Annotated in this window: 9 protein-coding genes; 8 read left to right on the forward strand and 1 reads right to left on the reverse strand. The window is 38.5% G+C overall.

What is annotated here, in order from left to right; all coding sequences use genetic code 11:
- Nucleotides 1-132: 132 nt before the first annotated feature.
- Nucleotides 133-561, forward strand: coding sequence for an Lrp/AsnC family transcriptional regulator (locus V6260_RS03160; protein WP_002958609.1), 429 nt, complete (start codon nucleotides 133-135; stop codon nucleotides 559-561).
- Nucleotides 562-805: 244 nt separating this feature from the next.
- Entirely contained in the window at nucleotides 806-1,171 is a 366-nt protein-coding gene (locus V6260_RS03165) for a hypothetical protein (protein ID WP_341592639.1), read from the forward strand.
- Between the two features lie 48 nt (nucleotides 1,172-1,219).
- Here V6260_RS03165 and V6260_RS03170 read toward each other — a convergent pair whose 3' ends face one another.
- Nucleotides 1,220-2,140 carry a hypothetical protein gene (locus V6260_RS03170; protein WP_341592640.1) on the reverse strand — a complete coding sequence of 307 codons (921 nt, stop codon included), beginning with the start codon at nucleotides 2,138-2,140 and terminating at the stop codon, nucleotides 1,220-1,222.
- A gap of 379 nt (nucleotides 2,141-2,519) precedes the next feature.
- Between V6260_RS03170 and V6260_RS03175 the strand changes: the two genes are divergently transcribed.
- Genes V6260_RS03175 through glgC form a run of 6 tightly spaced genes read left to right on the forward strand, consistent with a single transcriptional unit; the run spans nucleotide 2,520 to nucleotide 12,936 of the window.
- Nucleotides 2,520-2,822 carry an isoamylase early set domain-containing protein gene (locus tag V6260_RS03175; protein ID WP_341592641.1) on the forward strand — a complete coding sequence of 101 codons (303 nt, stop codon included), beginning with the start codon at nucleotides 2,520-2,522 and terminating at the stop codon, nucleotides 2,820-2,822.
- 9 nt (nucleotides 2,823-2,831) lie between these two features.
- A complete protein-coding gene (malQ, locus tag V6260_RS03180) occupies nucleotides 2,832-4,826 on the forward strand; it encodes a 4-alpha-glucanotransferase (protein WP_341592642.1) in 1,995 nt (664 codons plus the stop codon).
- The gene (gene glgB, locus V6260_RS03185) at nucleotides 4,827-7,034 is read left to right on the forward strand and encodes a 1,4-alpha-glucan branching protein GlgB (RefSeq protein WP_341592643.1); all 2,208 of its coding nucleotides are present in this window, start codon (nucleotides 4,827-4,829) and stop codon (nucleotides 7,032-7,034) included. It abuts the gene before it with no gap.
- Nucleotides 7,027-9,090 (forward strand): glycogen debranching protein GlgX, encoded by a 2,064-nt coding sequence (gene glgX, locus V6260_RS03190; protein ID WP_341592644.1) that lies wholly within the window; start codon nucleotides 7,027-7,029, stop codon nucleotides 9,088-9,090. The genes glgB and glgX overlap by 8 nt, the downstream gene beginning before the upstream one ends.
- Nucleotides 9,083-11,620, forward strand: a complete 2,538-nt coding sequence (locus tag V6260_RS03195) for a glycogen/starch/alpha-glucan phosphorylase (protein WP_341592645.1) — start codon at nucleotides 9,083-9,085, stop codon at nucleotides 11,618-11,620. The genes glgX and V6260_RS03195 overlap by 8 nt, the downstream gene beginning before the upstream one ends.
- A 14-nt stretch (nucleotides 11,621-11,634) precedes the next feature.
- The gene (glgC, locus tag V6260_RS03200; protein WP_341592646.1) at nucleotides 11,635-12,936 is read left to right on the forward strand and encodes a glucose-1-phosphate adenylyltransferase; all 1,302 of its coding nucleotides are present in this window, start codon (nucleotides 11,635-11,637) and stop codon (nucleotides 12,934-12,936) included.
- The last annotated feature ends 47 nt before the right edge of the window (nucleotides 12,937-12,983 follow it).

The raw sequence follows: 12,983 nt of genomic DNA on the forward strand, positions 1-12,983 counted from the left end.
GCCTTTATTCTTCAGCAAACACGTTATTATTTCTGTTAGGTGCCATTATCGAAGGTTAGTAGTAAAAATTGCAGTGCTATTTTGTGAAAAATGATTAAAATAAAAGGCAAAATAACGAAGAAAATTACCATTATGATAACTCCACAAGATGAAAAGCTACTTTCTGTACTAAAAACAAACGCTAGAGCGAGTATTTCTGATCTTGCTCGCATGCTTGATTTATCTCGTTCAACGGTACAAAGTCGAATGCTCAAATTAGAAGAAACCGGTGTAATTAAAGGGTATAGCGTAGATTATGGAGATGATTACCTTAGTAAAATGGTATCAGCTCATGTGTCTATAAAGGTTAGGCAAAAATTAACAACTAAAACAAACATTGAGCTTAAGCAAATTGATGCTATCTCGCAGCTCTATGCCATAAGTGGTGAGTTTGATTTAATTGCGGTGGTACAGGCTCAAAATTTAGAACAGCTTAGTCATTTGTTGGACGATATAGGAAATCTTGATGGGGTGGAGCGCACAACATCTTCTGTAATTTTAGAAACAAAATTTAAACGATAGATTTTTAATTGTAAGCGCATTACAATATTTGTATAGGCAGGCTGATTATCGCTAAAAATATTTTGCATGCCCTAAACAAGGATCTGTTTTTATGAAATTAGGGATATAAAACCTTTTTCTAATTTCTTCAAAATAATCATCAAGTTTTTCAATAAAATTAAACAAATAGTCGTTTTTATAAAAAATAACTATGTTTAGTTTTATCTCAGGAGTCAGTTTTTTGCTGGCATTAGCAGGGAAGTACATGAAAATTTTTATAGCTCTTTTATTATTTATTGTCGCGGGAAGTTATTATTTAAAGGCTAATGCGAGCATTTTTAATAATGACGTTGAAGTAAAAACATATAGTGATATATATTTTAAGCTAGAGTCTTCACCAGTCAGTCTAGCTGAAGTTATTACAGGTGCGAAAGAGTTTGCATTAAACATTTGTGAAGATGATGCATATCAACAAGCTTTAGGTAAATCAACTGAGTCTTGTCGGATTAGATTTTATGAAACACATGTATATTGTTCAAAATATATATTAGCTAAAGGGCAACAATATTATACCACTAGAGATGAAGTTTCTTTATTGTCTGAAAAGTTTATCAGTTGCGTTAGTGGGTAATCATACTTTAATATTATTAAGTTATCCCTTTAGAACACAGGTGTGATATTACAACCCCATAGGTGCTCTTCGGATAACATTTTTAGATATTTTATCTAATTTTATAAAATATGCATTTCCCCCAATGCCTTTAAACTCTTCATCGGTAAATACAATGGTGTTGTCATCAAAAAAGGTGACTGCCTCTTTTTGGGTAATTATCCCTAAATCTATTTTTGATACATCACCAGAGAAAAACTTATCACCTTTGAAGTTTTCAAATAACCAAAGACTAGTTGAATCGAGTAACACCAATCTTTTACGATCGGGGCTAAGTGCTGCAGAGGTTATCCAGCATAGCTTTTCAAGCGTGGTACAGGTTTTAAAAGAGTCAACCAGCTCAGCATCAAAATTAGCAGCATGATCGCCTACCTTATATACATTTGTGATCCCATCAAATGGCTCAGTCCGATTTTTAGTAAATAGGTATAAGTGACGCCCCAGTGCAACAAAAGCTTCTAAATCATAGTTGCGCTTATCGGGCTCTACAGGTGAACCATCGAGATCAGGATACGTAAATTTTATAATTTCCGCTTCGGTGGTCTCGCCTTTAATATCAATAGGGTTTTCGATTTTATAAATAGTTAGCCATTTACGCTCGTTTTTATTATTACCAAAGTCGCCTAAAAAGAAATGCCCAAACTTATTTTGAGTCATGTCTTCCCAGTCAATATTTTTAGCATTAGTGACCAATATTTCTTTAGCAATAGAACCATCTTTGTTTAGTCTGTAAAGCTTGGGGTCATCACCGCTGTCATTAATAGCCCATAGGCGTAGATGCTTATCAAATTCTATACCGGAAATTTCCTTTAGCTTAGGATCTACAGAAATTTCTTTTTTACTGTATAGGGTATAGATCGAGGTACCAATAAATGCAGTAATAATTAAAAAAATAATAGTGGTAGTTATTAAAATGCTTTTTTTCAACATGAAATTAATGATATTTCAGAGTATTAAGGTGGCGTGTATTATCTATGATGAATATATATAAAAAAAGAATTTAGTGTTTTTAATTTTAGTCAGCTTTAAGCCCTTAACAAGGTACATGTTGAATTAATAGGAGTCTTGTTTAGTTGGTTTAAAAATTGCTCTATATAAGATGTAATATTTATAACGTCTTATATTAGCAATTAATGCGCTTTGTTGGTGCGTTAAAAATAAAGTTTGCACTGTAATAAAGCGTAAACAAAGTTTTGCTTAAATTAACAACACGTTTAATGATTTTTGAATAGATTCCACATCGCCTGTTGATGTTAAATCGGCCCTGTGGCAAAGATTAAATACTTTAATTGTTTAGTTGGAGCCTGTTATGTTGAATAAACGTTTTTTTAAAACAAAAAATGAAGCTGAAGTTACTTTTGAATTTTCTCATCCAGAGGCAGAAGAGGTTTGCTTATTAGGTGAATTTAATGATTGGCAACCAGTGCCAATGAAGCTTAATAAAAAACAAGGTGTGTTTAAATTTAAGCAACGCTTACCTATCGATCAACAATTTCACTTTCGTTATCTAATTAATGGAGACATTTGGGATAACGACCATCAAGCTGACGGTTATATCGGCAATACATTTGGCACAGAAAACAGCATAGTAAATACTCAACGCACTAATTAAGGCGATTCAATGGATGCTCTTTCGCAGTTGTTTTACCTGCATGGTATTGGCTTTGAATTCACTAAGTATACAGGTGAACAGGTATTTTTTAGCGAAGAAACGCGTAAACGTGCTTTGCAATGTTGTGATGTTGATACAAATAATGAAGCCGAAATAGCACAACTAACTTATGATTTAGATGCATCGCTTTGGCTAGATTTAGTACCTAGTGTGAGTCTAGTTGAGCAAAGTGCATGTTTGTTAAAGCTTCGTATAGATGAACGTCAGCAATATTTAGCCGCTAACATTAATGTCCCTTCACTTGGAATGCATATAGCATTTGATAATCTTTATAACTTGGCTGTCACTGGTGAATACTACTTGCACGGCGTGCGCTATATTGAGCTTGCATTACCCATAGATAATATGCCAATTGGCTATCATGACGCTAATGTTCAGGTAGGTGAGCCGCAGGCTATTACACAAATTTGGTGCGTGCCTGAGCAAGTCTTTCAAGTTGAAGACACAAAGCGCACTGGATTATCTATTCAGCTTTACACATTAAAAAATAGAGCGAATTTGGGTATTGGCGACTTTGACGATTTATTAGCGCTTACAAAATTATGCAGCTCCCAAAACATGGATTATATATTACTTAATCCACTGCACTTGTTATATGCTGATATGCCAGAGCGAGCTAGTCCTTATAGCCCTAATAGTCGCGCTTTATTAAATCCTCTTTATATTTCTATTGTACTAAGCGAAGACGCAATAAATAACGAACATCTTGACGCTATTATGCAGCAAGATGATGTCACTGCACTTATTAAAAGTAATGATCAGTTTATAGATTATGAAAATGTAAGCCGTATAAAGTATGCGTTATTTGAAGCGCTGTATAATCAGTTTGAATTAACGGCAAGTAATGAACGTCGCCAAGCGTTTACTGATTTTTGTAATACTCATTCTACTACGTTAAATACCCTCGAATCAGATAACCTAACATTTGCTTATTACCTGCAATGGCAAGCGCATATGCAACTGGTAATGTGTCAAAAAAGTTGCGTAGAGAGAGGCATGGCTATTGGCTTAATAAACGACTTAGCTGTTGGTTGTGCTGGCGATGGGGCTGAATTTAAAAATCAGCAATCGTTGTTTAGTCAGGGCGCAAGTGTAGGCGCTCCACCCGATCCATGGGCCGAAGCTGGTCAAAATTGGGGCCTCCCAGCCCTCAACCCCCAAAGTCTTAGTAATAATCATTACCAATTTTACCGCTCGCTCATCCGCGCAAACATGCAAAACGTAGGTGGACTTCGAATTGACCATGTTATGGCAATTAGACGTTTATGGTGGTGCTTTGAAAACAATGGCGAACAAGACGGCTGTTATGTTTATTACCCGTTTGAGCATTTACTTGCCATCTTAAAAATTGAATCGCATGTTAATCAAAGTATTGTTATTGGAGAAGATTTAGGCGTTGTACCGCCAGAAGTAAGGGAAGCTTTGGCATCTAGCGGTATTTTTTCTAACAGCTTATTTTATTTTGAAAAACAATACAGTGGAGAGTTTTTATCGGTAGATGAGCTGGCAACACATTGTTTGTTAATGATAGCCAATCACGATGTCCCTCCATTTACAGGCTGGTGGCAACATGCTGATTTAGATATTAAGCAAAAATATAAACTTATAACTTGCAATGAATACGAGCAACTAAAGCAACAGCGAATAGAAGAGCAACAAAGGTTACTACGTTTTATTAATCACCATGGCAATACAACTAAGCTTTTATTACATAGTGAAGCTGTGACCGTTTATAGCGCACTTGCATTGTGTTTAGCAGGCTCTCAATCGCGTTTATTTGCAATACAAATAGATGACTTAGATGAGCAGAAGTATCCGGTTAATATCCCCGGGACAGATAAAGAATATCCTAATTGGCGACGTGTATTAACGCATACAAGTGAAGAAATTTTTACCAAAAATGCCTCACTTTTAGCTGCTATCGATTCAATAAGGAAAGGTTAAATGAGCAGTACAACTAATGAAAATAGTTACGATGCACAAGTACACGCATTAAATACAGGGCGATTTAAAGACCCATTTAGCTTTTTAGGGGCACATAAAACGAATGCCGAAGTTGAAATTCGTTTTTATCTACCTTGTGCAATAAGCGTGAGTGTGACATTAAATAATAAAACTATTAAGGCGCAGCGCTACCAACAAAGTGACTTATTTATAGCCAAAGTAGATGCTTTGCCCACTTCGCCATACCAATGTATTGCTCAGTACACAGATAGCAGCGTTACCTTTTATGATGAATACAGCTTCGAAAGTACGCTTGATGAAGAGGCAATGTATTTATTTAACGAGGGCAGCCTTGAACATGCTTACTCGCATTTTGGTGCACATTTTAGTACTCAACAAAACGTAGACGGTGTGCGTTTTTGTGTGTGGGCGCCTAATGCTGCAAGTGTCTCTATTATTGGTGAGTTTAATTTTTGGCAAGCGAATCGCCACTTTATGCGCTTTCATCCTGCAAGTGGTGTATGGGAATTATTTGTACCAGACCTTAAAGCCGACATGTGCTACAAATTTGCAATTACCGCGCAAAGTGGAGAGGTACTTGAAAAAGCCGACCCCTATGCATTTAAAATGCAACAAGCACCGGGTACTGCAAGCGTACTGCAGTATAAACCAGAACCCATAAAGCTTAGCGAACAGGCACTTAAGAACAGGCAAAAGCGTAACCATATTGATGCGCCAATTAGTATTTATGAAGTGCATTTAGGCTCATGGCAACGCGCTGAAAACAACCGCTATTTAAGTTACACAGAGCTTGCCGACAAACTCGTTAGCTACGCCCTTGAAATGAATTTTACTCACCTGCAACTTATGCCAATAAGTGAATACCCGTTTGATGGTTCGTGGGGGTATCAGCCTGTTGGATTATTTTCACCTACCAGCCGCTTTGGCGACTACAACAGCTTTAAATACTTTGTAGAGCAGTGCTACAAAGCTAATTTAGGTATTTTACTTGATTGGGTACCAGGGCATTTTCCAAGTGATCCGCATGGCTTACATCGATTCGATGGTACCCATTTATATGAGCATGCCGATAAGCGCCAAGGGTTTCATCCTGATTGGAATACCTACATTTATAACTACGACCGTCCTGAAGTTAAAAGCTTTTTAATATCCAATGCTATGTATTGGCTAAATCAATTTGGTTTAGATGGTCTGCGTGTAGATGCCGTAGCTTCTATGTTGTATTTAGATTACAGCCGAAAAGAAGGCGAGTGGGTTGCTAATTGTTACGGCGGGCGCGAGAACTTAGGTGCAATTGAGTGCCTAAAGCAAGTCAATATGCGCAGCTATAAAAACAACCCAGGCATTATGATGGTGGCTGAAGAGTCAACAGCATGGCCGGGTGTCACCCAAAGTGTTGATCACAACGGTTTAGGCTTTGGTTATAAGTGGAATATGGGTTGGATGAACGATAGTTTACATTACATGCAGCACGACCCGCTTTATCGTCAGCATCATCATCACGAAATGACTTTTTCTATGGTATACGCGTTTAGCGAAAACTATATCTTGCCATTAAGCCACGATGAGGTGGTACATGGTAAAGGCTCATTAATTGAAAAAATGCCAGGCGATGATTGGCAGAAATTTGCAAATTTACGCGCTTATTACGCATTTATGTGGGCGCACCCGGGTAAAAAACTCTTATTTATGGGCGGTGAAATTGCACAGCGAAAAGAGTGGGGGCACGATCATTCAATCGATTGGCATTTACTTGAGCATCAAAGTCATAATGGTATAAAGCAAACGGTAAAAACACTAAATACGGTTTATAAAAACCAACCTGCGTTGTATGAGCTAGATTCGAGCGCGGCTGGTTTTACCTGGATTGATAACAATAATAATCAGCAGAGCATTTTGAGTTTTGTTCGCTATGCTAAAAATGCAAAAAACTTTGTGGTTGTTATTGCTAATTTTACCCCCGCATCATATGAAAACTACGTTATTGGCGTACCGAGTAAAGGGCGTTACAAGGTTATTTTAAATACAGATGATACTCAGTTTTTTGGCTCTGGCGTTGAGGTAACTAAAAATTCATCGAAGATAGTTCAGGCAATCAACGAATCAAACCATGGTTTTAAACACAGTATTCCAATTGCCATTGGTGGCTTAACTACTATTTATTTACAAAAGGTTGATGATGAGTAACCGATTTGATGTAGCCCACGGTAATGTAGAACCGCTTGGCTCTAGTGTTATTGGTAATGGGGTTAACTTCGCGCTTTATGCGCCAGGGGCAAGCCAAGCTTATGTATGTCTGTTTGATAAAAGTGGCCATTCAGAAATACTAAAGATGGCGATGAATATCAACGAAGGTGGTATTTGGAGTATTCATATTTCGCCGTTAAACACCGGCGCACTTTATGGGTTTAGAGTTGAGGGAGAATATAACCCTAAAAGAGGTCAACTGTTTAACGAAAATAAGCTGTTGATAGACCCATATGCAAAAGACTTGTTTGGAGAGTTTACTTGGAGTGAACGCCATTACGGGCAAATGCCAATTGGTACTAAAAGCACTGTAAATAATGCGATTGATATACCAAAGTCAAAAGTAGCGGATCCTAAGCTGTATGCGCAAAAAAAGCCTAACCACCGTTGGTCAAACACTGTTATTTATGAGTGCCACGTTAAGGGTACAACGTGTCGTCACCCTAAAATCCCTAAATCTCTACAGGGAAAGTTTTTAGGGTTAAGTCACCCTAATTTTATCGAGCACTTACAAAGTTTTGGTGTTACAGCGATTGAGCTTTTGCCTGTTCATTCATTTATTAGTGAGCAATTTTTAACAGCAAAAGGGCTGCAAAATTATTGGGGCTACAACACACTTAACTTTTTTACCCCTCATAAAGATTATTTAGTAAACGATGATATAAATGAGTTTAAGAAAATGGTGCAAGAGTTCCATGCTGCAGATATAGAAGTCATATTAGATGTTGTTTATAACCATACAGCTGAAGCGGGGGCGGATGGCCCTATACTATCGCTTAGAGGCTTTGACAACTTAGCCTATTACCGAACAGTAGATGGCCAGCCTGACGTATATATAAACGATACCGGCTGTGGGAATACTATAAATATTGATCATCCTAAAACACTGCAACTTGTACTAGATAGCCTTCGTTATTGGGTTGAAATAATGGGCGTTGATGGTTTTAGGTTTGATTTAGCGACCATTTTAGGCCGTTCAAAATCAGGCTTTAGCTCCGCACATACTTTTTTACAAGTAGTTGCCCAAGACCCTGTGCTTAATAAAGTTAAGTTAATAAGTGAGCCTTGGGATATAGGCCCTGGTGGCTATCAGCTTGGTGCATTTCCGCCGCCATGGCGAGAATGGAATGATCAATACCGTGATGTAATAAAGCGTTTTTGGAAAGGTGATACAGGTATTATTGCCAATGTAGCAAAACGTTTGCATGGCTCATTTGATATTTTTGAGCATAGCCAACGAGGGCCGCTCAATAGTATTAACTTTATAACGAGTCATGACGGTTTCACACTTGCTGATTTAGTGAGTTATGAAGAAAAACATAATGAGGCTAATGGTGAGCAAAACAGAGATGGGCACAGTGCAAACCATTCCTTCAACTGTGGGGTCGAAGGCTTTACCAGTGACTCAAAAATAAACGCACTGCGCTTACAGCAACAAAAGAACTTTTTACTTACTTTAATTCTCTCAAAAGGTGTTCCTATGATTGCTGCAGGCAGTGAAATGGCGCACTCGCAAGGGGGGAATAACAACGCTTATTGCCAAAATAATCGAACTAGTTGGCTTGCGTGGAAAGACTCTCAACTAAATCATCCGTTAACACGATTTATTGATGATGCATTAAAAATTAGGCGTGCACACAGTGCGTTTAAACACAGTGTATTTTTAGATGATATAGATGAGCGTTTTACTGTTAAGTGGTTTACCGAACAAGGTAAAACCATGACTGATGCTCATTGGCATGAAGATAGCAGACAATTTTTAATGTATAGCTTACTTGATAAACAAAATAATCATGCATTATTAGTTGTATTTAATGCCACTAAAAAAACAATTTTTTGCCAAATGCCACCCTCGCCAATTAATGCGTCGTGGCAAATGGTTTTATCAAGTGTAAATAATGCATCTGTGAGTAGTAATGAAGATGCGATGGTTGAAATTTCAGCACAAAGTAGTTGGGTTTTTAGTGCTAATTCAGAGGATGCAGGTCATGGCTAAACAAAGTGAGCAAATATGTATTGTAAAGGGCTGGCAAGAAGGTCCTATTATTGATGAAAGTACGCTTAAAGATGACTTAACGCGGCATTTTTATTATACCCTCGGTCGAGATAAGGTTGGTGAATCGCAGCATTACCTGTATCACGCATTAGCGCTTACTATTCGCGACAGACTCGTGGCCCGCTGTAGAGAAACGAATCAACAAATTAAGCAAGAAAAACGTCGCAAAACGGCTTATCTTTCTCTTGAGTTTTTGATGGGACGTGCGCTAGGTAATGCTGTTTTAAATCTAGATTTAGATGAACAAGTAAGCTCAGCACTACAAGAGTACTGTACAACAATAGAAGCAATTGAAGACGCCGAGCACGACGCTGGCCTAGGAAATGGTGGACTAGGGCGCCTTGCAGCCTGCTTTTTAGATAGCTGTGCTAGTTTAGCATTACCTGTTATTGGTTATGGCCTGCGCTACGAATACGGCATGTTTAATCAATCAATTAAAAATGGTAACCAAATTGAACAGCCAGATAACTGGTTACGTGAAGGTCACCCATGGGAGATAAGCGCACCAGAGCATGCAAAGCGTGTGAAATTTGGCGGCTACGTACAAAGTTATACAGATAAATTTTGCCGTGTGCACCGTCAATGGATTAGTTCACATGATGTATTAGCAGTACCTTATGATGTACCTGTCCCAGGTTATAAAAACAATACCGTAAATACATTACGGTTATGGAAATCAGAAGCGACCGACGAATTTAACTTAACCGAATTTAATGCCGGCAGTTATTCAGAAGCGGTAGCACAAAAAAATCTAGCTGAACAAATTACCATGGTGCTCTATCCAAACGACAGCAGCGAAAATGGTAAGGAGCTTAGGTTACGCCAACAATACTTTTTATCATCTGCGAGTATTCAAGACGTATTAGACCAATGGGTTTCCCAACATGGCGAGAGTTTTAGTGACTTTGCTGATTTTCATGTTTTTCAGTTAAACGATACGCACCCAAGTATTGCTGTTGCAGAGCTGATGAGAATATTAATTGATGACTATGAACTTGATTGGGATGATGCTTGGCAAATTACAACCAAAACAATGGCATACACTAATCATACATTACTTCCTGAAGCGCTTGAAAAGTGGTCTGTTTCGTTGTTTGAAAAGCTATTACCTCGAATCTTAGAAATAGTGTATGAAATTAACGCACGCTTTTTAGCACAAGTTGCACAGCAGTGGCCGGGAGATGTTGAAAAGCAACGCGCATTGTCACTGATTGAAGAGGGCGATGAGCCGCAAATTCGTATGGCTTACTTAGCTATTGTAGGTAGCTATTCTGTAAATGGCGTAGCAGCACTGCATACTGAACTGTTAAAAGCGGGATTGTTTAAAGAATTTTACACACTTTGGCCAGATAAGTTTAATAACAAAACAAATGGTGTAACGCCTCGTCGATGGCTTGCGCATTGCAATCCTGTTCTAAGTGAATTAATCAGCGAAAAAATTGGTCATGATTGGGTTAAAAACTTTTCAAAAATTAGCGACCTACGACGTTTTTATGACGACAAAGTATTTCATAAACAATGGCAAAATGCTAAACGCGAAAACAAACAGCGTTTAGTTGATTTAGTTAAGACGCGCTGCGATGTTGATTTTGACGTATCAATGATGTTTGACGTACAAGTAAAACGTATCCATGAATACAAGCGCCAGCTATTAAACATACTTCATGTGATTCATTTATATGACCGTATTCGCCGCGGAGATACCCAAGGGCTTGTTCCTCGTTGTGTCCTATTAGGTGGTAAAGCAGCACCGGGTTATTACATGGCTAAAAAAATTATTAAGCTTATTAATAACGTGGCAGAGGTTATAAATAAAGACCCTCAAGCTGCACCATATTTACGCGTCGCATTTTTGCCAAACTACAACGTAACCGCAATGGAGGTTATTTGTCCTGCAACCGATTTATCGGAGCAAATATCTACAGCAGGTAAAGAAGCGTCTGGTACTGGCAACATGAAGTTTATGATGAATGGTGCATTGACGATAGGCACGTTAGATGGCGCGAATATTGAAATAAGAGATGCTGTTGGCGCTGATAAGTTCTTTTTGTTTGGCGCACAAGCGCATGAAATTGAGGACATTAAATCGCGTTATAATCCAGAGCATTTAATATCGCAAAATAGCGATTTAAGTAACGTAATGCAACTGCTCGAAAGCGGTCATTTTAACTTGTTTGAACCATGCTTATTTGACGACATAACAAATGCAATTAAGAGCCCACACGATCCATGGCTTGTTGCGCACGATTTTGAAAGTTACGTAGCAGCTCAAAAAGAGGTTGATAAAGCTTACGCAGATCAAACCTACTGGACACAAATGAGTATTTTAAATACATCAGCCAGTGGAATGTTTTCAAGTGATAGAACCATAAGCCAATACAGTGAAGATATTTGGCATTTAAAACCCCTCAATATTAGTGAAACAGACTTAACGACAACTAAAAGCGATGCCACTAACAGCCTAGACTAAATGGAGAGAGTATTATGCCTAATTATGAAAATCGCTACATAAGTAGCTTAACCCGAGAAACTTACGCATTAATACTGGCAGGGGGGCGTGGTTCTCGTCTGCATGAGCTAACCGATTGGCGAGCAAAGCCGGCTGTTTATTTTGGTGGTAAACATAGAATTATCGATTTTCCACTTTCGAACTGCATTAACTCAGGTGTAAGACGTGTTGGTATTGCCACGCAATATAAGTCGCATTCATTAATACGTCATGTAAACCGAGCTTGGGGCCACTTTAAAAAAGAACTAGGTGAGTCGGTTGAAATACTACCCGCCTCACAGCGCCAAGGAGATGATTGGTACTGTGGAACCGCAGACGCTGTTTTTCAAAATATAGATATTATTCGTCATGAGCTGCCTAAATATGTGATGATTTTATCTGGAGATCATGTATATCGCATGGATTACGGTGCACTTTTAGCTAAGCATGTTGAAAATGAAGCTGATATGACAGTATGTTGTATAGAGGTACCTGTTGAAGAAGCCGCAGACACATTTGGTGTAATGACTGTTGATAAAGAAAGCCGAGTATGTCGTTTTGACGAAAAACCCGCAATACCTAGCTCTGTACCAGGTAAACCGGGCACCTGTTTAGCCTCAATGGGTAACTACGTATTTAATACTGAGTTTTTATTCGAGCAACTTAAAAAAGACGCCGAAAATGAAGGGTCAGGCCGCGACTTTGGTCACGACATTATTCCAGCGATTATAGAAGAGCATAATGTATTTGCTTTCCCATTTAGAGATCCAAATCAAGAAGGGCAACCTTATTGGCGCGATGTAGGTACGCTTGATTCGTTCTGGGAGGCTAATATGGAACTAGTAATGCCTGAACCACAACTTGATTTATACGATCCAACGTGGCCCATATGGACTTATCAAGAGCAACTACCACCTGCTAAATTTATTTTCGATGACGATGACAGGCGTGGTATGGCTTTAGATTCAACAGTCTCGGGTGGGTGTATTATTTCGGGCTCTACGGTTAGGAAATCCCTGTTGTTTTCTAATGTCCACGTTCGCTCATTTTGTACCATTGAGCAGTCGGTTATTTTGCCTGGTGCGGTTATAAACCGAGGTTGTAAAATAAAACGCGCAATAATAGATAGAAGCTGTGAAATACCGGCAGGTCTTGAAATAGGTTTTGACAAAAGAACAGATGAAGAAAACGGCTTTAGGGTATCTAAAAAAGGCATCGTTCTTGTTACACGTGATATGCTCACCGAGCTTGCAAAAAAGTTAGAGCGCCAAGCGCGTGAAAATAAAAAACTAGCGTAACAATAAGTTAGATTAGCATGACAACATAGCTTACTCATTTGTAGGCA

This window comes from Pseudoalteromonas aliena (assembly GCF_038155085.1).
In the GTDB taxonomy this organism is placed as follows: Bacteria; Pseudomonadota; Gammaproteobacteria; order Enterobacterales; family Alteromonadaceae; genus Pseudoalteromonas; species Pseudoalteromonas aliena_A.

What these genes read in the sequence shown, in the direction of transcription:
- V6260_RS03160 (WP_002958609.1), top strand. Translation starts at nt 133, where the DNA reads ATGATAACTCCACAAGATGAAAAGCTACTTTCTGTACTAAAAACAAAC.
- V6260_RS03165 (WP_341592639.1), top strand. Translation starts at nt 806, where the DNA reads ATGAAAATTTTTATAGCTCTTTTATTATTTATTGTCGCGGGAAGTTAT.
- V6260_RS03170 (WP_341592640.1), bottom strand. Translation starts at nt 2,140, where the DNA reads ATGTTGAAAAAAAGCATTTTAATAACTACCACTATTATTTTTTTAATT.
- V6260_RS03175 (WP_341592641.1), top strand. Translation starts at nt 2,520, where the DNA reads ATGTTGAATAAACGTTTTTTTAAAACAAAAAATGAAGCTGAAGTTACT.
- malQ (WP_341592642.1), top strand. Translation starts at nt 2,832, where the DNA reads ATGGATGCTCTTTCGCAGTTGTTTTACCTGCATGGTATTGGCTTTGAA.
- glgB (WP_341592643.1), top strand. Translation starts at nt 4,827, where the DNA reads ATGAGCAGTACAACTAATGAAAATAGTTACGATGCACAAGTACACGCA.
- glgX (WP_341592644.1), top strand. Translation starts at nt 7,027, where the DNA reads ATGAGTAACCGATTTGATGTAGCCCACGGTAATGTAGAACCGCTTGGC.
- V6260_RS03195 (WP_341592645.1), top strand. Translation starts at nt 9,083, where the DNA reads ATGGCTAAACAAAGTGAGCAAATATGTATTGTAAAGGGCTGGCAAGAA.
- glgC (WP_341592646.1), top strand. Translation starts at nt 11,635, where the DNA reads ATGCCTAATTATGAAAATCGCTACATAAGTAGCTTAACCCGAGAAACT.